The following is a 24233-nucleotide window of genomic DNA, read 5'->3' on the forward strand; positions in this document are numbered from 1 at the left end:
CCGGGGTGCCCTCTACGGTTAGGCTACCTTTGTGACCCAACAGACACCTTTCACCGCCTCCGTGTCCGCCACTGCCAGCAGTGCCCCGGTACGCCAGCCCACCGCCATCGACGCCGTTGCCGATGCCTTCACCGCCACGCTCCTGCAGCTGGACCCGTCCTTCGCCACGTCCCTGGGCATCCCGGGCCGGGAAACCGAATACGGCGACTACTCGCCGGCAGGCCTGGAGTCCATGGCCGAAGCCGCCCGCGAGGCACTTGGCCGGCTGGACGGACTGCAGCCCGCAGACGACGTCGACAGCGTGACCCTTGACGCCATGCACGAGCGCCTCGGCCTGGACCTGGAAATCCACGAGTCCGGCTGGGACCTGGCCGAGCTGAACAACATTGCTTCCCCCGCGCAGGGCATCCGCAGCATCTTCGACCTGATGCCCACGGACACCGAGGAGCAGTGGCACCACATTGCCGGGCGCCTGGACAACGTGGATGACGCCGTCGCCGGCTACATCACCAGCCTGCGCAGCGGCATCGCACACGGCCGGGTGGCCGCCCGCCGCCAGGTAAAGATCGTGGTGGAGCAGGCTTCCGCGTACGCCGAGGACGGCGGCTTCTTTGACGCCCTCGCCGCCAATGCCGCCCTTGCCGGCGGCGGGGAGCTGCCCGACGCGCTCCGTGCGGACCTGCGGGCAGGCGCCGAATCAGCCCGCCGGGCCTATGCCAACCTTGCATCCTTCCTGGAGGAGGAACTCCTTCCGGCTGCACCCGCCGCGGATGCCGTGGGCCGGGAGCGTTACGCACTGATGTCCCGCCAGTTCCTCGGATCCGCCGTGGACTTGGAGGAGACCTACCAGTGGGGCGTGGAGGAACTGGACCGCATCATCGCCGAGCAGGAAGCCGTGGCCGAGCAGATCCGACCCGGCGCCACCGTGGCTGAGGCCATGCGCATCCTTGATGAGGACCCTGCACGCCAGCTGCACGGAACGGACGAGCTGCAGGCCTGGATGCAGGACCTGGCGGACCGCGCCGTCGCCGATCTGTCCGGATCCCACTTCGAGATCAGCGAACCGATGCGCCGGATCGAGTGCATGATTGCCCCCACGCAGGAGGGCGGCATCTACTACACCGGCCCCAGCGACGATTTCTCCCGCCCGGGCCGCATGTGGTGGTCCGTGCCGGCCGGCGAGGACACCTTCACCACCTGGCAGGAAACCACCACGGTCTACCACGAGGGCGTCCCGGGGCACCACCTGCAGATTGCGACGGCGACCGCTTCCCGCGGACTGCTCAACGACTGGCGGCGCAACGTCTGCTGGGTTTCCGGCCACGGCGAAGGCTGGGCGCTGTACGCCGAACGGCTCATGGAGCAGCTGGGCTACCTCAGCGACCCGGGCGACCGGATGGGAATGCTGGATGCGCAGCGGATGCGTGCCGCACGCGTGGTTTTCGACATCGGCGTCCATTTGGAACTGGACGTCCCCGCACGGTGGGGTGAAGGCACCTGGACCGCAGACAAGGGCTACGCGTTCCTGAAGGAAAACATGACCATCAGCGAAGGGCAGCTCAACTTCGAGTTCACCCGGTACCTGGGCTGGCCCGGTCAGGCCCCCTCCTACAAGCTGGGGCAGCGGCTCTGGGAACAGATCCGCGACGAGGTCCGCAGCCGCGAGGGCAAGGCGTTCGACGAGAAGGCTTTCCACACCCGGGCACTGCAGCTCGGCTCCGTGGGACTGGACACGCTGCGGCGTGCCCTGCTGGGGCAGTAAGCGCCTGCGACCTTAGTCACAGTGGCCCGGGGGATCTCCCGGGCCACTGCCGTTTTCGGGCAGTATCGGCGCGGATCCGGCATTCGCCAGGCGACTGCAGCAACTTTTTCCTTCCGTCACATTTCGCAACTTTGAGGCGGTTCTGATAATGGCGCACGGCTAGAGTCTTTTCGTGACCTCACAGACCTCCTCCCCTGAATCCCCCGCCCGGCGGCTGCCCAAGTGGGTAACCTCCTTCGGACCGCAGATCATCGCCGCCCTTATTGCGGGCCTGGCGCTGGGCCTGCTGGCCAAGTCCATGGGCACCGTTGACGATGAGCCGAACTGGCTCACCACCACGCTGGACACCATCGGCACGAGCTATGTCTCGCTGTTGAAGGCCGCCGTTGTCCCGCTGATCTTCACCGCCGTGGTCAGCTCCATCGCCAACCTCCGGGCCGTGTCCAACGCCGCCCGCCTGGCCTGGCAGACGCTGCTTTGGTTCGCCATTACGGCACTCATCAGCGTGGTTATCGGCATCCTGCTCGGCTTCTTCCTGCAGCCCGGCAACAACGCCGATGTCAGCCAGGGAGAAGAGTTCAACGGCAGCCAGGGCAGCTGGGTGGGCTTCCTGACCGGCCTGGTGCCGGCCAACTTCCTGGGACTCGGTGCCAGCTCCAAGGTGGCGGAGTCCGGTGACGTCACCACCAGCGTCAGCTTCAACGTGCTGCAGATCCTCGTGATCGCGATCGCCGTCGGCATCGCCGCCCTCAAGGTCGGCAAGCCCGCCGAAGCGTTCCTGGCCCTGAATGCCTCGGCGCTGGCCGTCATCCAGAAGGTCCTGTGGTGGATCATCCGCCTCGCACCGGTCGGCACGGTCGGCCTCATCGGCACCGCCGTCGCCACCTACGGCTGGGACACCATCGGATCCCTGGGCATGTTCGCCCTCACCGTTTACCTCGGCCTGTTCCTGGTGCTCTTCGGTGTCTACCCGGCGCTGATCAAGGCCCACGGCCTCTCCGTCCGCCAGTGGTTCTCCGGTGCCTGGCCCGCCATCCAGCTGGCCTTCGTCTCCCGCTCCTCGGTGGGAACGCTGCCGCTGACCCAGCGAGTGACCGAGCGCAACCTCGGCGTGCCCCGCGCGTACGCCTCCTTCGCCGTGCCCCTGGGTGCAACCACCAAGATGGACGGCTGCGCCTCGATCTACCCGGCCGTCTCCGCGATCTTCGTGGCGCAGTTCTTCAACGTGGATCTGGTCTTCACCGACTACCTGCTGATTGCACTGGTCTCCGTCCTGGGTTCCGCCGCAACCGCCGGCACCACCGGCGCCGTCGTGATGCTCACGCTGACCCTGTCCACCCTCGGCCTGCCGCTGGCCGGCGTCGGCCTGCTGCTGGCCATCGACCCGATCCTGGACATGGGCCGCACCGCCGTGAACGTGGCCGGCCAGACCGTGGTCCCCACGCTCGTGGCCCGGCGCAACGGACTGCTCGACAGCGGACTGTACAACGCACGCCGCCAGGGCGATCCCTTCGCGGACGATTCCGAAGACATCGAGGTTCCCCTGCTGGTTGAGTCCAAGAGCTGATCCTCCCTGCAGTACGACGCCGGGCTGTCCCTTCGGGGGCGGCCCGGCGTTTTTGGTTTCCGGGCCGGTCCACACCGGCACTAGGCTTGAACCCGTGACCAACCCGAACCTTAGCCTCATCCTGGCCTCCGCGTCCCCCGCCCGCACCAAACTGCTGACCGATGCCGGCATCAGCCACACCGTCCTCGTTTCCGACGTCGACGAAGACGCCGTCACCGCCCGCTACGGCCTGACCGACCCGCACGACACGGCCCTGCTGCTGGCCCGTGCCAAGGCCGAAGCCGTAGCGTCCCTGCCGGAGGCCGACGGCGCCCTGGTCATCGGCTGCGATTCTGTCTTCGAGTTCGACGGCGAGGCGCACGGCAAGCCGTGGGAGGCCGACGTCGCCCGCGAGCGGATCCGCCGCATGAGCGGTTCCTCCGGGGTGCTGCACACCGGGCACTGGCTGGTGGACTGCCGCGACACCGACGAGGACGGTTCCGGGGCCACCCTCGGGGCGGTGTCCTCCGCCGAGGTGCACTTCGTGAAGCTTTCCGAGGACGAGATCGAGGCCTACATCGCCACGGGTGAGCCGCTGCAGGTCGCCGGTTCCTTCACCATCGACTCCTTGGGCGGGGCGTTCATCGAGCGCGTCGACGGGGACCCGCATGCCGTCGTCGGGCTGTCCGTGTCGACGCTGCGCCAGCTGCTGGCCAGCGCCGACGTGCGGATCATCGACCTCTGGAAGTAGCTCTCGCTGCGTTCAACGGTGCGGGGGATCTACTGAGCAGATAACGGGCTTATCCGGGCACCCATAACCCCGTTATCTGTACTAGCACCGCCGGTCCGCAGCCGTTGTACAGATAACGGGCTCATCCCGGCGCCAATACCCCGTTATCTGTACTAGCACCGCCGAACCGCAGCCGTTGTACAGATAACGGGCCTAATCCCCGCTCCACCGCAGCCGTTGTACAGATAACGGGCCCAATCCCGGCGCGGTCCGCAGCCGTTGTACAGCTAACGGGCTTATCCGGGCACCATAACCCCGTTATCTGTACCAGCACCGCTCAACGGCAACCCTACGAGCCGCTACCCGGGTGCCACCCGGCCAGGGCCAGGCCTCTCCGCACCTTTGCTCTGATACGGTGCTGGCCCTGCGCGAAGTCAGCTTTGCTTATCTTGACCTGAATCCAGCCCAGCTCGGCCGTCTTGAGATCCCGATAATGATCACGGGCCTGCTGTTCGGGAGTCAGGTGATGCACGCCGTCGTACTCCAAGCAGGTCCGGTATTCCCTGCAGCCGAGATCAGTCCATACCTGCGGCTCCCCCGTGGCATCACAGATGGCAACGTTTGGGAGGAATTCGGGCAGTTCCGGATCAGCGAGAAGCATTAACCGCAGCCGCGTTTCCGGTGGTGAATCGACTCCCACCCGGAGGAGCTCCAGTGCAGTCCGGCATTTACGGACGTGGGCGTTATGTGCCTTGGTGTCGATAAACTCGCGTAGATCCGCCAATGGCACGAGCGCCACTCGGGGCGTTCCAAAATTCCGCTGATGCTCGCTGACGATCTGGTCCCCGATAACAACAAGCTCTTCCGGAGACAACATCCCGGCAAGATCCATCCACGTGCGGGCAATGCTGGTGACGGGCAGTCCCTGGACCTCGTCCGTCTCATGCGCCATTAGGTCCAAACGGTGACCCACGACATTCCGTCTCCTTGGCTTCCCTGTCCCCGGGGGCCGGCTCAAATGGATTACCGGTTCCTCAGCCAGCCGCCGCGGAAGCACCAGTCCGTGCAGCCGCGCTGCCGTTGCATGGCTGACGACGGCGTCCGGCAGGAGATCTAGATACGGCCTGCAACTCATTGCGAGGTTTTCGGTGAATCCGCGCGGCACCCGAACCGACCGGCTCGGTGTCCGGAGGTCGGAGGCACGGAGCCGTTCCGTCCCGATGCCCTGAGCTTCGGCATCTGCCACGGTGAAAGGCCTGTTGCGAAGCACGGCCGGCAATGGGTTTGCGGATCTCATGTCTCCATCCACCACCTGCACTAAGCCCTCGCCGTCTCGTTCGCGCTCGGACTGGAACTGGAACCTCCGGGAATCCGTCGGTGGAGGAATAGTTGCCGACCCCGCCGCGCACCCAAGGAGCTCCCGGCTTTTGTAGAATCCCCACAACGAACAGCCGGTTCCCACGCAGAAACAGCACGCATTATGGCCCGAGACCACAAAACCGCGCTAGGCTCCGAACAGATCAAAAGGAGCCAGTGCACCAATGAGCCAGAACATTCCCGAGCCTGCTGCGACCCCCGCCAAGGCACTCACCAAGATCCTCATTGCCAACCGCGGCGAGATTGCGGTCCGCGTTATCCGCGCCGCCCGCGATGAGGGAATTGCCGCCGTGGCGGTCTACGCCGACCCCGACCGCGACGCCTTGCACGTCCGCCTCGCCGATGAGGCCTACGCCCTGGGCGGCAGCACCGCAGCCGAGTCCTACCTGGACATGGACAAGATCCTCGACGCCGCCGCACGCGCAGGCGCCGACGCCATCCACCCCGGCTACGGCTTCCTCTCCGAAAACGCCGAGTTCGCCCAGCGCGTCATCGATGCCGGCCTGACCTGGATCGGCCCCTCCCCCAGCGCCATCTCCTCACTCGGGGATAAGGTCCAGGCCCGGCATATTGCCGCCAAGGTGGGCGCCCCGCTGGTTCCGGGCACGCAGGATCCGGTCGAGTCCGCCCAGGACGTCCTGGATTTCGCGGACCGGCACGGCCTGCCGCTGGCCATCAAGGCAGCGTTCGGCGGCGGCGGCCGCGGCATCAAGGTTGCCCGCACCCGCGAAGAGATTCCCGAGATGTTCGACTCGGCCGTCCGCGAAGCCACGGCCGCCTTCGGGCGTGGTGAGTGCTTCATCGAGCGCTTCCTGGACGCCCCGCGCCACGTGGAAACCCAGTGCCTGGCGGACGCCTACGGCAACGTCGTGGTGATTTCCACGCGCGACTGCTCACTGCAGCGCCGCAACCAGAAGCTTGTCGAGGAAGCCCCGGCCCCGTTCCTCACGGAAGAACAGAACGCCAGCCTCTACTCGGCGTCTAAGGCAATCCTCAAGGAAGCCGGCTACCAGGGCGCAGGGACCTGCGAATTCCTGGTCGGCAAGGACGGCACCATTTCCTTCCTGGAGGTTAACACGCGGCTGCAGGTGGAACACCCCGTCTCCGAGGAGGTCACCGGTCTGGACCTGGTCCGCGAACAGTTCCGCATTGCCCGCGGCGAGGCTCTGGGCTACGGCGACCCGGAAGTGCGCGGGCACTCCTTCGAGTTCCGCATCAACGGCGAAGACCCGGGGCGCAACTTCATGCCTGCCCCCGGCACCGTCTCCGAATTCAAGCTGCCCACCGGCCCCGGCGTCCGAGTGGACTCGGGCATCGAAGCTGGCGAAACAGTGGGCGGGAACTTCGATTCCATGCTCGCCAAGCTGATTGTCACCGGCGCCACCCGCCGCGAAGCGCTGCAGCGTGCGCGGCGTGCCCTGGCGGAAATCGACGTCGTCGGCCTGCCTACCGTGCTCCCCTTCCACCGCGCCGTCACCGCAGACCCCGCCTTCACCGGCGAGGACACCTTCGGCGTCCACACGCGCTGGATCGAGACCGAGTTCGCGAACACCATCCCGGCGTGGAGCGGCGAACCCGGAACGGCCGACGACGACGACGAGCGCCGGCGCGTCACCGTCGAGGTAGGCGGCAAGCGGCTCGAGGTTGTACTCCCGGCCGGCCTTGGCGGCCCCGCAGCCGGCGCTCCCAACGGCGCCCGCGGCAACGGAAAGTCCCGCAAGCGTTCCCGCGGAGGTGCATCCACCGCGGCCGCGGGGGATGACCTGACCTCACCCATGCAGGGAACCATCGTCAAGGTGGCCGTCGAGGACGGCGCGACGGTCCGCGAAGGTGACCTCGTGGTGGTGCTCGAAGCCATGAAGATGGAACAGCCGCTGACAGCACACAAGTCCGGCACCATCTCCGGCCTGAGCGCCCTGCCCGGCGCGACGGTGTCCGCCGGCGCCGTCATCGCCTCGATCCTGGACTGATCCCGGACGAACCCGGAGCAACAGCAGCAGCACCGCAAAACGAAGCAGGCCCGGTTCCCGTAAAGGGAACCGGGCCTGCTGTATTTAAGCGGTCTAGAGGACCTTCACGGCCTCACTGGAATTGTTTTCGTAGTCGACGTCGCGCGTTTCCTTGGTCACGAACAGTGCGATCAGCGTCAGGACCGCCATGGAGGACAGGTAGATGCCCACCAGCCACGGGCTTCCGTCCGCGGCCTGCCACAGGGCGACGGCGATGAACGGAGCCACGGCCGCACCCAGGATCGAGGAGAAGTTGTAGGCAATCGCCGAGCCCGTGTAACGCACATTGGTTGGGAAGAGCTCCGGCAGCAGGGCTCCCATCGGTCCGAACGTCAGGCCCATGAGCGTGAAGCCGATGATCAGCAGTGCCATCACCCCCACTGTTCCGCCGCCCAACAGCGGCGAGAACGTGAAGCCGAAGAGGAAGATGCCGGCGGTGACAACCAACAGGGTCTTGCGGCGTCCGAACTTCTCCGCCAGCGGACCGGCGACGAGCGTGAAGATCCCGAAGAACACCACGCCGATAATCAGCATGATCAGGAAGTCGTTGCGGGCGTAGCCCAGACCGGCGGTGAAGGTCTCCGGGTCGAAGGCCTTGCCGGCCTTGTCCGCGGCGGCCTGGGCCGCTTCCGCGCTCTTGGCCGCGGTCCCGTAGGACAGCGTGAAGGTGGTCATCAGGTAGAACAGCACATACGTCGCCAGCATGATGAAGGTGCCGGCAATCATCTGGCGCCAGCTGTACTTGAAAGCGCGGCTCAGGGGCAGTTTGCTGATCTCTCCCGAATCCACAACCTTCTGGAAGGCCGGCGTCTCGACCAGCTTCAGCCGGACGTACAGGCCGATGATCACCATGATGGCGCTGGCCAGGAACGGCACGCGCCAGCCCCAGGAGTCGAACTGCTCGGCATCCAGCTGGAGGCTCAGCAGCAGGAACAGGCCGTTGGCCAGGATGAACCCGATCGGCGCGCCCAGCTGCGGGAAGGTTCCCCAGACGGCACGCTTGTTGGCCGGCGCGTTCTCCGTGGCGAGCAGGGCCGCTCCGGACCATTCCCCGCCCAGGGCCAGACCCTGGGCAAACCGCAGGACCACCAGCATTGCGGGAGCCAGGATCGTCCAGCCGTTTTCCGCGGTCGGCAGGCAACCGATGAGGAACGTCGCAATGCCCATGGTCAGCAGCGATGCCACCAGGGTTCCCTTGCGGCCCACCTTGTCACCGAAGTGCCCGAAGACGATGGAGCCCAACGGCCGGGCAATGAAGGCCACCCCAAACACGGCGAACGAGCTCAGCAGGGCCGTGACCCCCTCGGCGTTCGGAAAGAACAACCGCGGGAAGACGAGGACCGCAGCCGTTGCGTATACGTAGAAGTCGTAGAACTCGATGGAGGTGCCGACGAGGCTGGCGACAATCACGCGGCCCTTGGAATTGGCCTTGGCCGGCACCGGCGCCGGCGTGGATGCCGCGGAGGGATTCTTAGTAGACATTGGAACTCTTTCGCAAGAGGAATTGAAGTACCCACATCCTAGGAGCTTGCGTCCGTTATTTGAGATTTGTGTCCAGATAATGGACAAATGTTTCGGAGCGCCGATATCCGGGCAGAAAAAATCCCGCGCCCGCGACGGATAATCCGCCGCGGACGCGGGAAAGAAAAGAGTAATCCCTACAGGTGCACGTGCAGCCGCCGGGCAGCCTCCGAAATAGATCCGGTGAGGGACGGGTACACGGCAAACGTATTGGCCAGGTCATCCACGTGCAGCTTCTGGCTGACCGCAATGGCAATCGGGAAGATCAGTTCCGAGGCACGGGGCCCCACCACAACGCCGCCGATCACACTGCCGGAGCCCTTGCGGGCAATGATCTTCACGAAGCCTTCCTTGACGTCCATCATCTTGGCCCGGGCGTTGGTGTGCAGGGACAACTTGATCACGTCGCCCTGGTAGCGGCCCTCGGCCACGTCGGCCTCGGAGACACCCACGGAGGCAATTTCCGGGGAGGTGAAGATGTTGGAGGCCACGGTCTTGAGCTTCAACGGCTTCACGCCGTCGCCCATCAGGTGCGCTACGGCAATGCGGCCCTGCATGGCCGCCACGGATGCCAGGTTGAAGACGCCGGTGCAGTCGCCCGCGGCGTAGACATTGTCCGCCGTGGTGCGGGAGACGCCGTCGACCCGGATCTGGCCGCGTTCGTCCAGCTGCACGCCGGCCTCTTCCAGGCCGATTCCGGCGGTGTTGGGAATTGCGCCCACGGCCACGAGGCAGTGGCTGCCCTCCACGGTGCGTCCGTCCGAAAGCGTCACCAGCACGCCGTCGCCGGTGTTCTTCACGGAATCGGCGCGGGACCGGCTGAGCACGGTCATGCCGCGGGCCTGGAAGACGTCCTCCAGAACGACGGCGGCGTCCGCATCCTCGCCGGGGAGCACCCGGTCACGGCTGGAGATCAGCGTGACCTTGGTGCCGAGCCCGTTGTAGGCGGAGGCAAATTCCGCGCCGGTAACGCCGGAACCAATGACAATCAGGTGCTCGGGAACCTCGGTGAGGTTGTAGATCTGCTTCCAGGTGAAGATCCGTTCGCCGTCGGGCACCGAGGTGTCCAGCTCGCGGGGGTTCGCACCGGTGGCAATCAGCAGCGCCTCGGCCTTGACCGTTTCCACGGTGCCGTCGTCGGCCGTGACCTCGATGGTGGAGTTGTCCAGGAGCCGGCCGCTGCCGATCTTCACTTTCACGCCCGCACGTTCGAGGGTGCTGCGGATATCGTTGGACTGCTCCTTGGCCAGGGCCAGCAGGCGGTGATTGACCACCTTCAGGTCGGCGAAGACCGGTGAAGCCACATCCCCGAATTCGACGCCGAGGTTCCGGGCCGCGTTCATCCGCGTCATCACGTCGGCGGTGGCGATCAGGGTCTTGGAGGGAACGACGTCGGTGAGGACGGCGGAGCCGCCCAGTCCCTGCCGCTCGACGATGGTTACGTCCGCTCCGAGGGATGCCGCCACGAGGGCAGCCTCATAGCCGCCGGGGCCGCCTCCGAGAATTGCAAGTTTCCGGGCAGTGAAATCTAGTTGGGTGGTCACAAGGCTCTATTCTGTCCCATCGAGTGACGGCGCTCAAACGGCGGTACCGGGCGCGGACATGGGCAGGCCGGCGAGGCTGTAAGTTTGTTAAGTGACTAACGACCCATTTGAACTTGCCCAGCAGGCCGCCGACTACATTGCAGAGCACACCGGCGTACCCTCCCACGACATTGCACTGGTCCTCGGAAGCGGCTGGGGAGAAGCCGCCGAGCTGATCGGCGAGACCACCGCTACGCTCTCCGCCGCCGATATCCCGGGCTTCTCTGCCCCCTCCGTGCAGGGGCACGTGGGTACTATCCGCTCCGTACTCACCACCGACGGCAAGCGCGCGTTGGTCCTGGGCGCACGCACCCACTACTACGAGGGCAAGGGCGTACGCGCCGTCGTGCACGGAGTCCGCACCGCAGCCGCCGCCGGCGCCAAGGTCATGGTCCTCACCAACGGCTGCGGCGGACTGAACCCCGAGTGGCAGCCGGGCACCCCGGTGCTGATCAGCGACCACCTCAACCTCACCGCCACCTCCCCGCTCGAAGGCGCGACGTTCGTGGACCTGACCGACCTGTACTCGTCGCGCCTGCGCGACGTGGCACGCAGCGTGGACCCGACCCTGGATGAAGGCGTTTACGCCCAGTTCACCGGCCCGCACTACGAAACTCCGGCAGAGGTCCGCTACGCCAAGACCATCGGCGCCGACCTGGTCGGCATGTCCACGGCGCTCGAAGCCATTGCCGCGCGGCACGCCGGCATGGAGGTCTTCGGCATCTCCCTGGTCACCAACCTGGCCGCCGGCATCAGCCCGGTGGCACTGAGCCACGGCGAGGTCCTGGAAGCGGGACAGGCCGCCGGACCGCGCATCTCCAAGCTGCTTGCCGAGATCATCAACAAGATCTAGCAGCTTTCCGCCGCACAGCTACCCGCACCAGCAACAGTAGGTATCCACATGACTCTGATCCCCGCCGAACTCGAAGAACTCACCGCCGCCGCGCACGCGTGGGCGGACAGTGACCCTGACCCGGACACAGCCCGTGAACTCCGCGCCCTCCTCCGCACCCTCGCGGACGGTGCGGACGGCGCGGACGAAGCTGCGGCGGACCTGGCGGACCGGTTTGCCGGCACGCTCGAGTTCGGAACTGCTGGGCTGCGTGCGGAGCTGGGCGCCGGTTCAAACCGGATGAACCGTGTGGTGGTGCGGCGCACCGCTGCGGGCATCGCCTCCTTCCTGCAGGACACAGCCGGGGACCACTGGACCCCCAGTGCCGTGATCGGCTACGACGCCCGGTACAAGTCGAAGGACTTCGCACTGGAAACGGCTGCCGTTTTCGGTGCCGCCGGCATCGAAACGTTCCTGCTGCCCTGCACGCTTCCGACGCCGCTGCTCGCCTACGCGGTGCGTGTCCTGGACACGGACGCGGGTGTGATGGTCACTGCCAGCCACAACCCTGCGGCCGACAACGGCTACAAGGTCTACCTGGGCGGCCGTACGGTCAAGGGCCCCGGCCGCGGTGCGCAGATTGTCACGCCGTACGACGCCGAGATTGCCGCACGGATCGACTACACCGTTCCGCTGGACTCCATTGAGCTGGCACCGGACGGCTACACGGAAGTTTCCGAGTCGCTGATCGCTGACTACATCGGAGCCGTGGACGATCTGGCGCACCGCGAGGGCTACCCGGCCCGGGACCTGGACATCGTCCTCACGCCCATGCACGGCGTCGGCGGCGAAACGATGTCCGCCGTACTTCGCGGAGCAGGGTTCACCTCGGTGACCCTGGTTCCGGAGCAGGCACTGCCGGACCCGGACTTCCCCACCGTTGCCTTCCCGAATCCGGAGGAACCCGGAGCGCTGGACCTGGCCCTGAAGCTTGCCGCCGAGCGGAATGCGGACCTTGTCCTTGCCAATGATCCCGACGCCGACCGCGCCGCCGTCGCCGCCAAGGACCCTGCCACGGGCGAATGGCGCATGCTGCGCGGGGACGAAGTGGGCGCCCTGCTGGGCCGCCACATTGCCCGGCGGATCGCTGCCGGCCGCTGGAAGGTACGGGGTGAGAAAACCCGCTCCGGCGTTGTTTTCGCCAACTCGATTGTTTCCTCCCGGCTGCTGGCCCGCATCGCTGACGCTGCAGGATTTGAGCATCAGGAAACCCTGACCGGCTTCAAGTGGATCTCCCGGGTGCCGAAGCTGACCTACGGCTACGAAGAAGCACTGGGCTACTGCGTTGCCCCCGGACTGGTCCGGGACAAGGACGGCATCTCCGCCGGCGTGCTGCTGGCCGAGCTGGCCGCTGCGCTGAAGGCGAAGGGCCGGACCCTCTTTGACGAACTTGACGAGCTGGCCCTGGAGCACGGCCTGCACCAGAGCGACCAGCTCTCCGTCCGGGTGGAGAACCTGGGCCTGCTGACCGAGATGATGCAGCGGCTGCGCGAGCACCCGCCTGTCTCCTTCGCCGGCTCCCCGGTGGAAACCGCCGTCGACCTTTCCGAAGGCGCCAACGGCCTGCCGCCCACCGACGGGCTGCGGTACATTACCCGTGACAACACCCGGGTCATCATCCGCCCCAGCGGAACCGAGCCCAAGCTCAAGTGCTATCTCGAGGTGATTGAGCCCGTCGGTTCGGCGGCTGATCTGCCGGCTGCGCGTTCCAACGCACGTGCAACCCTGGACGCAGTGCTGGCAGACGTTCGGAAGGCCCTGGGACTCTAACCTAGGCGGGAGGCCGGCATGGGACGGCTGATCTACACGAGCATCACTTCGCTCGACGGGTACATAGCGGACGAGTCCGGGTCCTTTGACTGGAGCATGCCCGATGAAGAGGTCCACTCCTTCGTCAACGGGTTGGAGAGCGACGTACACACCCATCTGTTGGGCCGGCGGCTGTATGAGGTGATGGCTGGCTGGGAGGCCGTGCCCGCCGAGGACGAGCCGCCCGCCATCCACGAGTACGCGCGGATCTGGCAGGGGGCGGACAAGGTGGTTTTCTCTCGGACCCTCACCGACCTCTCTGCGCCGCGCACGCGCCTGGAGCGGGAGTTCGATCCCGCTGCCGTGCGGGCACTCGTGGAGGCGTCCGACGGCGAGGTGTCCGTGGGCGGAGCGAAGCTCGCCGCCCAGGCGCTGCAGGCGGGACTGGTTGACGAGCTGCAGCAGCTGCTCTCCCCCGTGATTGTCGGCGGCGGGAAACGGTTCCTGCCGGACGGTTTGCGGCTGGACCTGGAGCTGCTGGAGGAGAAACGGTTCACGAACGGCGTCGTGTTCCTGCGGTACCGGGTCCGGAACTGAGCTTTCGCGTCCGGGCGTCCGGTTACGCCAGCAGTGTCCGGTTACGCCAGCAGTTCCGTGGCCAGCGGCAGGCGACTGCCGCTGGCCAGGAGCGTCCCCACCTGTTCGGCGGTGAGCGGCCGGCTGAAATAGTAGCCCTGGCCGCTGCAGCAGCCCATCTCCTGCAGTAGTTCAGCCTGTTGCTGGGTCTCTATCCCTTCGAAGACGGCTTCCATTCCGGCTGCCTGGATCAGCCCATGGACCGCGTCCACGAACTGCAGCTGCCCTTCGTCGCGGCTGATTTCGGCGATCAGTGCCCGGTCCACCTTGACTGTGTCCACGGGCAGGCGCCGCAGGTAGCTGATGGATGAATAGCCCGTGCCGAAATCGTCAATTTCCAAGCGGATGCCCAGGGCTTTGAGTGATCTCATGGAGTAAGTCTCCACGTCTCCGCTGCCCACGAAGGCGCTCTCGGTGATCTCCAGGATCAGGTCCCGGGGTGCTGCGCCGGTTTCGCGCAGCTGCGCCCGGACAAAGTCCACGAGGTCCATGCTCTGCAGCTGGGACGGCGAGACATTGACGCGGATATGGAAGCCGTCCTGGTCCTGACCCTCAGCACGCCAAGCAGCTAGTTGCTCCAGGGCCGACCGCAGCACCCAGCGTCCGATCCCCAGGATGGCTCCGCTTTCCTCCGCCAGTGGAATGAAGATATCCGGCATGACCAGCCCCTGCGTCGGATGTTCCCAGCGCAGGAGCACCTCTACCCCCTGCATCTTTCCGGTGACCAGATCAACGACGGGCTGGAATGCCAACCGAAACTCGTTGCGCTCAATGGCATTACGCAGGTCAGAGGCCATTTCCCGCCTCAGTTGGCGGGCGTAGAGCATTACCGGTTCGAATAACCGGACCAGCCCCGGGCCGTTTTCCTTCGCCTCGTACATGGCGGTGTCCGCGCGGAGCAGCAGGTCCTCGGCGGATTGCCCGGACTCAGCCAGATGCACGCCGATGCTGGCACGGGGCCATACGTCCAGTCCCTCCACAACGGTCCGGACTCCCAAAGCCGCCTGGATCCTTTCCGCGACCGCAAGTGCCGATAGTCTGGCAACCCCAGGGAGCAGAACTGCGAATTCGTCGCCGCCGAGCCGCGCTACGACGTTTTCCTCCGGTGCCGAGGCGAGCAACCGTGCCGCTACTTCCTGCAGCACCAGGTCCCCGGCCTTGTGTCCAAAGCTGTCGTTGATTTCCTTGAACCCATCCAAATCAATCATCAGCACGGCCGGTGCGGACTCCGTACCATCCCAGTCCGTCAGAGATTGCTGGACCTGCTGCATCAAGTCGATCCGGTTGCTCAGTCCGGTGAGCGGATCCGAAAGCGCCATCCGCTGCACCTGTTGGTGCGCTTCGCGGAGTTCCAGCGTGCGGGACTCCACCCGCTGCTCCATGTCCTGGTACATGTCGTCCAGTTCCGCTGCCAGGAGGTTAATGCCCGTGCTAACGGCATCAACCTGGTCGCGGGCAGATGAAACCGGAATCCGGGAGGTGAGGTTTCCCGCTGCGATCCTGACAATGCCTTCGACGATCTGGCCGAGGCGCGGGTCCGCCGGCAGGTCACCGGCTCCCTCTTGTGAACGGGTCACGCGGCGTACCTTCTCAGCCAGTTCAGGGCATCGCCTTCCTCGGAAAAATACCGGGTGGGACAGGGCTGAACCTCTCCGCCGAGCAGGAAATTAGCGATCACCCGGTCCACCGGAGAAACACCAATGACAGCGACGGCGGACAGGGAACGTGCAGCGCTGAAGACGTCCCGGGCACTACGGGAAATGGATTCCACACCCGTCAGTGTCAGCAGCAGCGGGAGACTGTGCGCAACCGCCAGACGGTCGATCTTTTCGGCAACGGCGACAGCCATGGACCCGGTAATCACCTCGTTTGGAGGCAGTACCAGCACGAGGTGTCCCTCATCCGCCAGATTTACCAGGGCTTGGCCGGGCGATGAAGGGTTTTGAATCCCGATTCCAGAATCGGGTCCTGCACTTTTAGACATGCTCCGGAGCGAGCTGTCGCCGTGCGGGCCGGAGCTGTTGTGCTGCACCGTTTCCTGTCTTGTCATAGCTTCCCCCAAGTCGCCGCGCAGGACCTCAATGCAGCGGAATATGCCTTACCGTACCGGTGCTTCTGGAGCCACCGCATGGAATCGGTAGCCCAGCTCGTAGTATGCGCCTTTATTACTCATTCATCGAGATGCTGAAACCTGAATTCGGTGACTTGCGATTATGCGACCGGCACTTCACCTGTGTCAATGAGCTCCCGTGATTCGGACGCATACACGTCAGCCCCGAGCTTGGTAAAGATGCTTTCACATTGCATCGCGCAGTTCCTGGCTTCGGTTTTACGATCCAAGGAGTAGAGGCAGCGCGCCAGAAGCAGCAATGAGCGTCCCTGCAGGAAGGGATGGCTATCTGAGGCTTGTCTTTCGACCGAACGCAGCAGCCTTTCTGCCGTACTCGCGCTTCCCGACTCCAATTCCCACCAAGCCCGCGTTATAAGCATTTCAATTCGGTCTATCTCGGCCACACCAGCGACTTCAAAGGCCACCTCGGCTCGCCTGATGCATTCACCTGTCTCTTCTTCCACAAGTCCGGCTGCCAGACGAAAATGGGCGGATGCCTTGTTGAACTGCGCCCAGTTCCGGACATCATTCACGGAGGCTAAGTCCTCCGCCGCCCGCCGGTGGTACTTCAATCCTTCTTCGATCCGGGCCGACACAAAGGCTGCGTTGCCAATCGCCCAGCACGCGATGCCTTTCACCTGCGGGCTCGCCTCGGAGGACACCATGTTGGCGAGATTCATAGCCTCCTCCCACGCTCCCTCGGTATCCCCCTCTTCGGCAAGCGCTGCAACAAGCACATGTTGAACGTTGAGCCGGCTCCCTGCTGGAAGCTCCTCCTGCGGGACCTTCGCCGCTTCACGGGCAGCGGCAAGCGCCCCGCTCATCTCGCCCTTGTCCTGCAGTGCATGGGTTATCAGTACTCTTGCCCGGGATTGATAATCGGGAAAGTCGTTGATCGCCTCGGTCGCGAGCAGGGCTTCGCCGGTGGCGAAGCACGCTTCGACCTGCCCCAATTCAAGTTGAAGCTCCGCAATGTTGAACGTCATGCGGCAGAAACCCCGATTGTCTCCAGCTGCGACCGCAGCCTGCGTCGCCAGGCGGGAATACTCAATCGCGGAAGCATACTCCCGTCGGTCTTTTGCTTGTGCGGCACGGTATTCGTTGAGAACGAAGACGGTATTGCTGTCCATGGCAAGGGCACCTTCTGGTAGTAAAAATCCCGCGGGACTGGACTCTATTCTTATGGCATACCGGCGATTCCTCAAAGATTACGCACACCACCCTCCGATTCTTCCCAGCCGATCAGCTTGCCCTCAGCTTTTCTGCAGAAATTATCCGGGGCGCCACACTTTCGTCGAAATGTGTAGTTATACTTCATGTGTCTTGATGAGCCCGTTCAATTGAGGAGTAAAAATGAAGAAACTCGGTGCAGCACTGTTGCTAACAGCCGTAATTGCGGGCGCGGGTGTCGCAGCACCGGCAGCGGCCTCTGCCGCTCCGGCTTCCCAGTCGCCCGGCAAGCTAGTCCAGCCGTTCGGCATGTGGCCGCACACGAAATAACTCCCGTCAGGGCCCGGATGAACCGCTAAGACGCGGGGCATCCGGGCCTTTGCCGTTTCCGGCGTGCAACCTAGTTACGTTGCCCGTCGATTACAGCCCGCCGCGGCCGTGATCTCGACCACGCGGCACCACTGCCCTATGGCAAGATAGATCCCATGTCTACACCCATTGCCTCGTATATTGATCACACGCTCCTCAAACCCGAGGCCAGCCGCGATGACATCCTCCGGGTCTGCTCCGAAGCCGCTGAGTACCAGTTCAAGTCCGTCTGCGTAAACCCGATCTGGGTCGGCACCGTCCGCAACGCCCTGAAGGGCAGCGGAGTGCTCACCTGCTCGGTCATCGGCTTCCCGCTGGGTGCCACCACCACCGAGGTGAAGGTCTTCGAAGCCCAGGGTGCGCTTCAGGACGGCGCCGACGAAATCGACATGGTCATCGACATCGCCGCAGCCCGGCGCGGAGACCGTGCAGCCCTGGTCCGCGACATCGCAGCTGTAGCCGACGCCGTGCACGCCGCCGGCGGCATCCTCAAGGTCATCATCGAAACCTCGCTGCTCAATGATGAGCAGAAGGTCCTGGCCTGCGAAGCTTCCGTTGAAGCCGGAGCCGACTTCGTGAAGACCTCCACCGGTTTCAACGGCGGCGGAGCCACCGCCGAAGACGTGGCCCTGATGCGCCGCACCGTCGGCCCGGACCTCGGAGTCAAGGCTTCAGGCGGTGTCCGTTCGCTCGAAGATGCACAGGCAATGATCGACGCCGGCGCCACGCGTATCGGAGCGAGCTCCGGAATCGCTATTGTTAATGGAAGCAAAGCCACGTCGGACTACTGACCGGCATAGCTACTGACACTTTTTGAAACGGAGAACTTCATGGTTGGAACACGGTCAAAGCAGCCTTCACACTCAGGCGAGGGCCATCTGGTCAGCAACATCCTCATCTTTGCCGTGATGTTCGCCATCTTCCTGGGCGCCATCTACGCGGTGAACTGGCTGACCCTGGACAACGTATGGCCGATGGCCGTTCTGCTGGTCGCCGCCACCGGCATGTACCTCGTTGCGTTCAGCATCGGCCGTTCCGACACCACCACGGAGTTGGCCAAGGGCTACTCACACAACGAGTAGCCTTCCTGCGTAAACAGTGATGCACCCCAGCCCGCGGGCTGGGGTGCATCACTGTTTAACTGAGTAGTGGCCGGGGCTAAGCAGGTGTGTCCTACTCTTCGCCGCTGTGCCGCACCGTCCCTAGATTCGGTTCATGACTACTACCATGACCCGCAGGCAGTGGCGCCGGAACCGGGCCCTGCAGCAGCGCATCGTCCTCGTCGGTTACTCGGTACTGGCCTCCTGCGTAGTGGCCGCCGCCGCTGTCTTCGTTATTGCGGTGACGGGCTAGCCCCCGCCTTACTCCTTGAACACGGCGTCCAGCACCTGCTTGGCCCAGGCCAGAATTTCGGCGTCCACCAGATCCCTGCCGCCGATCCGGGCGGTCTTCGGCTTCGGTACCAGCACGGCGTTCAGCGCCGGCTTCACGAGCGCCCCGGGATACATGCGCTGCAGCCGCATGGTCCTCGATTCGGGCAGGTCCGCCGGTGCGAACTTAATAAAGTTGCCCTGCAGCGCGACGTCGGTCAGGCCGGCGGCACGTGCATCCACCCGGAAGCGGGCAACATCGATCAGGTTCTTCACTTCCTGCGGGGGCTCGCCGTAACGGTCCACCAGTTCGGCCAGCACTTCGTCGATCGCCTCGTTGGTGAGCGCTGACGCCAGCTTGCGGTAGGCCTCCAGCCGCAGCCTCTCCCCAGGAACGTAGTCGTGCGGGAGATGGGCGTTGACCGGCAGCTCGATCTTCATTTCGGCCGCCTTCTCCTCGGCCTCGCCCCGGTAGTCGGCCACGGCTTCGCCCACCAGCCGGATGTACAGATCAAAGCCGACGCCGGCAATATGGCCGGACTGTTCCCCGCCCAGCAGGTTGCCGGCACCGCGGATCTCCAGGTCCTTCATGGCCAACTGCATGCCGGCCCCCAGCTCGTTGTGCGTGGCCACGGCCTTCAGCCGTTCAAGCGCCACCTCGCCCAGCGGCTTCTCCGACGGGTACAGGAAGTAGGCGTAGGCACGCTCCCGGCCGCGGCCCACGCGTCCGCGCAGCTGGTGCAGCTGTGAAAGCCCGAAATGGTCCGCACGGTCCACGATCAGGGTGTTGGCATTGGAGATGTCCAGGCCCGTTTCGATGATGGTGGTGCACACCAGCACGTCGAAGCGCTTCTCCCAGAAATCCACAATGATCTGCTCAAGCTTGGACTCGCTCATCTGGCCGTGGGCGACGGCGATCCGCGCCTCCGGCACCAGTTCCCGCAGATGCGCGGCTGTCCGGTCAATCGAGGACACCCGGTTGTGGACAAAGAAGACCTGGCCCTCGCGCATAAGCTCGCGGCGGATGGCCGCTGAGGCCTGCTTGTCCGTGTAGGGGCCCACATAGGTGAGCACCGGGTGCCGTTCCTCCGGCGGGGTGGCCAGCGTGGACGTCTCGCGGATACCGGTCAGGGACATTTCGAGGGTACGGGGAATCGGGGTGGCGCTCATGGCCAGCACGTCCACGTTGGTGCGCATCTTCTTCAGCGCTTCCTTGTGTTCGACGCCGAAGCGCTGCTCCTCGTCCACGATCACCAGGCCCAGGTCCTTGAACTGGACCTCCTGGGACAGCAGGCGGTGGGTACCGATGACGACATCGACCGAGCCGGCCTTGACGTCCTCGATAGTTGCCTTGGCCTGCTTGGCGGTCTGGAAGCGTGAGAGCGAATCCACCCGGACGGGGAAGCCGGAGAAGCGTTCGGCGAAGGTTTCCATATGCTGCTGGGCCAGCAGCGTGGTGGGCACCAGCACTGCTACCTGCTTGCCGTCCTGCACGGCCTTGAACGCTGCACGCACCGCGATCTCGGTTTTGCCGTAGCCCACATCGCCGGAGACCAGCCGGTCCATGGGCACTTCCCGCTCCATGTCCGCCTTAACCTCGTTGATAGTGGTCAGCTGATCCGGGGTCTCGACATAGGGGAAGGCTTCCTCAAGTTCACGCTGCCACGGGGTGTCCGGGCCGAAGGCATGGCCCTTGGACGCCATCCGGGCGGAGTAGAGCCGGATCAGCTCCCCCGCGATCTCCTTGACCGCCTTGCGCGCCCGGCTCTTGGTCTTGGCCCAGTCGGAACCGCCCATCTTGGACAGGACAGGGGTTTCACCGCCCACGTACCGGGTGATCTGGTCCAGCTGGTCGGTGGGGACGAACAGCCGGTCCCCCGGCGCCCCGCGCTTGGAGGACGCGTATTCAAGCACCATGTACTCGCGCACTGTCTTGTTGGTGCCGGCACCGGTGGCGCGCTGGATGAGTTCGATGAACTTGCCCACGCCGTGCTGCTCGTGCACCACGAAGTCGCCCTCCTGCAGCTGCAGCGGGTCGACGGCGTTGCGCCGTTTGGAGGGCATCTTGCGCATGTCGCGGGTGGAGTAGGTGCTGGCGCGGCCGAGCAGGTCCGCTTCGGTCAGCAGGCCGGTCTTGAGGGTGTCAAAGACATACCCCCGGCCGGCGCTGGCCGTGGTGATGGCGATGACGCCGGGACGCGGTTCCTCGTCCAGGGATTCCACCAGCGCTGCGGGAATGTCGTTCTCCCGGAACAGTTCGGCCAGGCGGGAGGCCGGACCAGGCCCCTCCGTCACCACCACCACGCGCCAGGCGTCCCGGACACGGCTGCCGATAAACTCCATCATTTCCGCCACGTCGCCCCGGTAGCCGCGCGGTTCACGGGCATTGATGGTCAGGGTGTCGATGTCCAGGACGGTTTCGTCGTCGGGGTTGAAGGACGTGATGGACCACCAGGCCACGTCATTGGCGTGCGCGGCAGTGCGCGTATCAGCCAGGGAACGGAAGCTTGCAGCGTCCAGGTCCGAGGCCAGCCCCGCGGAAAGGTCCAGGGGCGCCGCACCGCCGTCGGACGCTGTGGCCCAGGCTGCGGCCAGGAACTCCTCGTTCGTGGCGGCCAGGTCGTGGGCGCGGGCCCGGACCTTTTCCGGCTCGACGACCACGGCAATGGATCCCCGGGGCAGCTCGCCCATCAGCGGGACCATGGAGTCCACCAGCACCGGAGCGAGGGATTCCATGCCTTCCACGGCAATGCCGCCGGCAATCTTTTCCAGCATGTCCGAGGCGGCCGGCATCTGGTCCTTGAGCTTGGCGGCGCGGCTCATGACCGACGGCGTGATCAGGATTTCCCGGCAGGGCGGGGCGTAGAGCTCGGAGGGGTGGGTGATGTGCTCCCCGGTAAGGGTCCGCTGGTCTGCGACCGCGAACCAGCGCATGGAATCCACTTCGTCGCCGAAGAAGTCGATGCGGATGGGGTGGTCCTCGGTGGGCGGGAAAACGTCAAGAATGCCGCCTCGAACGGCGAATTCGCCGCGGTGGGAGACCATATCCACCCGCGCATAGGCGGCCTCTGCCAGCGCCTGCACCACAGAGTCGAAGGGCTGCTCCTGGCCGACCTTCAGCGCCACCGGCTTGAGTTCGCCCAGTCCGGCAACCAGCGGCTGGACCACGGCGCGCACCGGGGCAACCACAATCTGCACCGGAGCGGTTTCGGGATGCGCCAGTCTGCGCAGCACCGACAGGCGCCGTCCGACGGTATCCGAGCGCGGGGACAGCCGCTCGTGCGGCAGGGTCTCCCAGCTGGGGAACTCTTCGATGCCTGCCAGGGGAAGATAGCTGCGCAGGGCTGCGGCCAGGTCCTCCGCCTCGCGGCCCGTCGCCGTCACGGCCAGCACCACCGGCGGAATGCCGTCGCTGGTTCCCGCCGCCGCCAGCCCGTCCACGACTTCAGCCAGCAGGGCGGCGCGCATGCCCTGCGGAGCCCCGATCTGCAGGTCTTCGCTGCGGCCTGCGGGTGGCCGGGAGGAAAGGGTCCGCACCCTTGCGTACGAGGGGTCCTCAGCGAGGGCGGCACGCAGTCCGTTCAGGCTCATGGGGTGTTTTCTCCTTCACGACGGCAACGCAAATACCCGAAGTCCACAAAACGGAACCCCGGGGTTTTCTTCCACATTACCTGCTGCCGGGACAGCGGTCCGGCGCTCGCGCTGAGAGCGGAATACATACGAAAACGGGAAGCCGTTACACCCGCCTGCAGCGCCGTTGGATCTGGATTTTCCCCGGGGCGCCTGCCACGCTGGAAAAGCACGGGCCACCCGAAGACGGCTGTCTCCCATTCGCCGGACTCGCCTTTCGACAACGTAAGGACTGCCCCATGGCACGCAAAGCGACTCTCCTGGGCACGGGATGTACGGTCTTCGCGCTGGCCTTCACCGGCTGCGCGGGCAACCCCGACGGCGACGGCTACAACGATCCCGAAGGTTCGGCTTCGTCTTCTTCGTCTTCCGGCCCTTCGCCCTGCGGCACCGATTCCCCGAACGCCAGCGGAGAAAACTGCCAGGCCGCCGGCGTTCCCGGCACCACTGCCAACCCCGACCGCTGCGGAAAATTCACTGCGTCCCCGACACCGGGCGGGATCATCGAGGGGACTTTCGGCCCGTACTGCGACGACGCCGTCGCGACCACCTACAGCACTGCCCTGATCCCGGATGAATCCGTCGCCATTGTCACCGTGGAGGAGAGCCCGGAGGACACCACTGTGCAGCTCCAGGCGCAGAGCTTCGCCGCCAACACGACGTACAGCGCCCGGCTGCATGAGGACGGTTGCGGAGCAGATCCAGCGGACTCCGGCGCGGAGTACCAGAGCGGCCAGGGCGGCCTCCCCCTGGACTTCACCACCGATGCGGCGGGCAATGCCACCGCGAGCACCACGGTTACATGGACGCTGCCCGACGACGACGCCGAGTCCCTCCTCATCCTCGATGCGGGGCAGGGCGGGGCCGCGGGAAGCCCGGTGGGTTGCATCAATCTGGTGCCCTGACCCGGTCCGGGACTCCCCGGCCCCGGTTTCGGGGCAGCTGGACGTGCGGTTTAGGATGAGGGTTGGCCGGCCGGCGGGCTGTACGAGCCCGCGGAATCCGGCATTACCGCTCACCTTACGGAGGACCTATGGCCCTGAACGCATCAACTATCCTGCCCTACGACGTACGGACCGTGACGGACACGTTCGCTGACGAGGGGTTCCTGCGCAGCATGAGCGAGCACGTGGGCGGCTCCCTGGTTTCCGCTTCCGTGGACGGTGACACCGCCGGGGCATTTGTCCTCACCGCTGTGCGGACGATGCCCACAGACCGGTTGCCGGACATGGCGAAGAAGTTTGTAGGTGCCACCCTGACCGTGACCCAGAAAGAGCAGTGGGCCGCACCGGCTGCCGACGGATCCCGGGAAGCTGCCGTGGAACTGTCCGTGGGCGGGGTGCCGCTGAAGGTCAACGCCGTGCAGCGACTGGTCAGCACCCCCGAGGGCACCCGCGTCGATGTTGACGGCAAGGTGGCGTCCAGCATTCCGTTCCTGGGCGACAAGATCGCCAAAGCCGCTGAACCGATGATCGGCAAGGCCCTCACGATCCAGGCAGGCCAGGCCGGCAAGTGGATTGAAAGCCGGAAGAGCTAACCCATGGTCCTCTCCACTCCCCTCGCACTGGTCCTGGTGATCGCCGGTCTCTGGTCCCTCATCGTCTGGCCGCCCTACCTGCGGGACGTCCTGAAGTCCCCGCAGGCGCGGGACGCCAACGGTGCGCCGACCCGGTACATGACCACGAACCTGATGAAGATCAGCTCGGCCATGGTCTTCGGCCTGGCAACCCTCGTCATCGGTGTCCGCGGCCTGCTCGGCTGAATTTTCCCGGTGACGCA

General features: G+C 65.3%; 20 protein-coding genes. 13 read left to right on the forward strand and 7 right to left on the reverse strand.

The window, feature by feature from the left end; translation table 11 throughout:
* The first annotated feature begins 31 nt into the window (after nucleotides 1-31).
* The 3 genes from LOC56_RS11440 (at nucleotide 32) to LOC56_RS11450 (ending at nucleotide 4059) form a co-directional block, all read left to right on the forward strand.
* Nucleotides 32-1762 (forward strand): DUF885 domain-containing protein, encoded by a 1731-nt coding sequence (locus LOC56_RS11440; protein WP_229952396.1) that lies wholly within the window; start codon nucleotides 32-34, stop codon nucleotides 1760-1762.
* 172 nt (nucleotides 1763-1934) lie between these two features.
* Nucleotides 1935-3329 (forward strand): dicarboxylate/amino acid:cation symporter, encoded by a 1395-nt coding sequence (locus tag LOC56_RS11445; RefSeq protein WP_229952397.1) that lies wholly within the window; start codon nucleotides 1935-1937, stop codon nucleotides 3327-3329.
* Between the two features lie 94 nt (nucleotides 3330-3423).
* Nucleotides 3424-4059, forward strand: a complete 636-nt coding sequence (locus LOC56_RS11450) for a Maf family protein (protein ID WP_229952398.1) — start codon at nucleotides 3424-3426, stop codon at nucleotides 4057-4059.
* Between the two features lie 328 nt (nucleotides 4060-4387).
* On the opposite strand, the gene LOC56_RS11455 is transcribed toward LOC56_RS11450, so the two are convergent.
* Nucleotides 4388-4990, reverse strand: a complete 603-nt coding sequence (locus LOC56_RS11455) for a hypothetical protein (protein WP_229952399.1) — start codon at nucleotides 4988-4990, stop codon at nucleotides 4388-4390.
* Nucleotides 4991-5579: 589 nt separating this feature from the next.
* Here LOC56_RS11455 and LOC56_RS11460 point away from each other — a divergent pair.
* Nucleotides 5580-7385 carry an acetyl/propionyl/methylcrotonyl-CoA carboxylase subunit alpha gene (locus LOC56_RS11460; RefSeq protein ID WP_229952400.1) on the forward strand — a complete coding sequence of 602 codons (1806 nt, stop codon included), beginning with the start codon at nucleotides 5580-5582 and terminating at the stop codon, nucleotides 7383-7385.
* A 93-nt stretch (nucleotides 7386-7478) separates the two neighbouring features.
* Here LOC56_RS11460 and LOC56_RS11465 read toward each other — a convergent pair whose 3' ends face one another.
* Nucleotides 7479-8906, reverse strand: a complete 1428-nt coding sequence (locus LOC56_RS11465) for an MFS transporter (RefSeq protein WP_229952401.1) — start codon at nucleotides 8904-8906, stop codon at nucleotides 7479-7481.
* A gap of 176 nt (nucleotides 8907-9082) precedes the next feature.
* Nucleotides 9083-10489 (reverse strand): NAD(P)H-quinone dehydrogenase, encoded by a 1407-nt coding sequence (locus LOC56_RS11470; protein WP_229952402.1) that lies wholly within the window; start codon nucleotides 10487-10489, stop codon nucleotides 9083-9085.
* 91 nt (nucleotides 10490-10580) lie between these two features.
* Between LOC56_RS11470 and LOC56_RS11475 the strand changes: the two genes are divergently transcribed.
* The 3 genes from LOC56_RS11475 to LOC56_RS11485 are packed head-to-tail and all read left to right on the forward strand — an operon-like array spanning nucleotide 10581 to nucleotide 13766.
* A complete protein-coding gene (locus tag LOC56_RS11475; protein ID WP_229952403.1) occupies nucleotides 10581-11381 on the forward strand; it encodes a purine-nucleoside phosphorylase in 801 nt (266 codons plus the stop codon).
* A 48-nt stretch (nucleotides 11382-11429) separates the two neighbouring features.
* A complete protein-coding gene (locus LOC56_RS11480) occupies nucleotides 11430-13190 on the forward strand; it encodes a phospho-sugar mutase (protein WP_229952404.1) in 1761 nt (586 codons plus the stop codon).
* Nucleotides 13191-13208: 18 nt separating this feature from the next.
* A complete protein-coding gene (locus tag LOC56_RS11485; protein ID WP_229952405.1) occupies nucleotides 13209-13766 on the forward strand; it encodes a dihydrofolate reductase family protein in 558 nt (185 codons plus the stop codon).
* Between the two features lie 41 nt (nucleotides 13767-13807).
* Here the strand turns inward: LOC56_RS11485 and LOC56_RS11490 are convergent, their stop codons facing one another.
* From LOC56_RS11490 to LOC56_RS11500, 3 genes are all read right to left on the reverse strand, one after another.
* Nucleotides 13808-15382 carry a putative bifunctional diguanylate cyclase/phosphodiesterase gene (locus LOC56_RS11490; RefSeq protein WP_229952406.1) on the reverse strand — a complete coding sequence of 525 codons (1575 nt, stop codon included), beginning with the start codon at nucleotides 15380-15382 and terminating at the stop codon, nucleotides 13808-13810.
* Nucleotides 15379-15693 (reverse strand): DUF7793 family protein, encoded by a 315-nt coding sequence (locus tag LOC56_RS11495; RefSeq protein WP_229952407.1) that lies wholly within the window; start codon nucleotides 15691-15693, stop codon nucleotides 15379-15381. The genes LOC56_RS11490 and LOC56_RS11495 overlap by 4 nt, the downstream gene beginning before the upstream one ends.
* A gap of 323 nt (nucleotides 15694-16016) precedes the next feature.
* Nucleotides 16017-17045 carry a hypothetical protein gene (locus LOC56_RS11500; RefSeq protein ID WP_229952408.1) on the reverse strand — a complete coding sequence of 343 codons (1029 nt, stop codon included), beginning with the start codon at nucleotides 17043-17045 and terminating at the stop codon, nucleotides 16017-16019.
* Nucleotides 17046-17570: 525 nt separating this feature from the next.
* Between LOC56_RS11500 and deoC the strand changes: the two genes are divergently transcribed.
* The 3 genes from deoC to LOC56_RS11515 all read left to right on the forward strand — a co-directional run bounded on the left by deoC (nucleotide 17571) and on the right by LOC56_RS11515 (nucleotide 18807).
* Nucleotides 17571-18245, forward strand: coding sequence for a deoxyribose-phosphate aldolase (gene deoC / locus LOC56_RS11505; RefSeq protein ID WP_227924335.1), 675 nt, complete (start codon nucleotides 17571-17573; stop codon nucleotides 18243-18245).
* Between the two features lie 39 nt (nucleotides 18246-18284).
* The gene (locus tag LOC56_RS11510) at nucleotides 18285-18536 is read left to right on the forward strand and encodes a hypothetical protein (protein ID WP_229952409.1); all 252 of its coding nucleotides are present in this window, start codon (nucleotides 18285-18287) and stop codon (nucleotides 18534-18536) included.
* Nucleotides 18537-18669: 133 nt separating this feature from the next.
* A complete protein-coding gene (locus LOC56_RS11515; RefSeq protein ID WP_227924334.1) occupies nucleotides 18670-18807 on the forward strand; it encodes a hypothetical protein in 138 nt (45 codons plus the stop codon).
* 8 nt (nucleotides 18808-18815) lie between these two features.
* Here the strand turns inward: LOC56_RS11515 and mfd are convergent, their stop codons facing one another.
* Nucleotides 18816-22415: a transcription-repair coupling factor gene (gene mfd / locus LOC56_RS11520; protein WP_229952410.1), complete on the reverse strand. Its 3600-nt coding sequence runs from the start codon at nucleotides 22413-22415 to the stop codon at nucleotides 18816-18818.
* A gap of 278 nt (nucleotides 22416-22693) precedes the next feature.
* On the opposite strand from mfd, the gene LOC56_RS11525 reads away from it, so the two are divergent.
* From LOC56_RS11525 to LOC56_RS11535, 3 genes are all read left to right on the forward strand, one after another.
* A complete protein-coding gene (locus LOC56_RS11525) occupies nucleotides 22694-23359 on the forward strand; it encodes a hypothetical protein (protein WP_229952411.1) in 666 nt (221 codons plus the stop codon).
* A 128-nt stretch (nucleotides 23360-23487) separates the two neighbouring features.
* On the forward strand, nucleotides 23488-23991 hold the full coding sequence (locus tag LOC56_RS11530; RefSeq protein ID WP_229952412.1) for a DUF2505 domain-containing protein: 504 nt from the start codon (nucleotides 23488-23490) through the stop codon (nucleotides 23989-23991).
* Between the two features lie 3 nt (nucleotides 23992-23994).
* The gene (locus LOC56_RS11535; protein WP_229952413.1) at nucleotides 23995-24216 is read left to right on the forward strand and encodes an SCO4848 family membrane protein; all 222 of its coding nucleotides are present in this window, start codon (nucleotides 23995-23997) and stop codon (nucleotides 24214-24216) included.
* The last annotated feature ends 17 nt before the right edge of the window (nucleotides 24217-24233 follow it).

The organism is Arthrobacter sp. zg-Y179 (assembly GCF_020907345.1).
In the GTDB taxonomy this organism is placed as follows: Bacteria; Actinomycetota; Actinomycetes; order Actinomycetales; family Micrococcaceae; genus Arthrobacter_B; species Arthrobacter_B jinronghuae.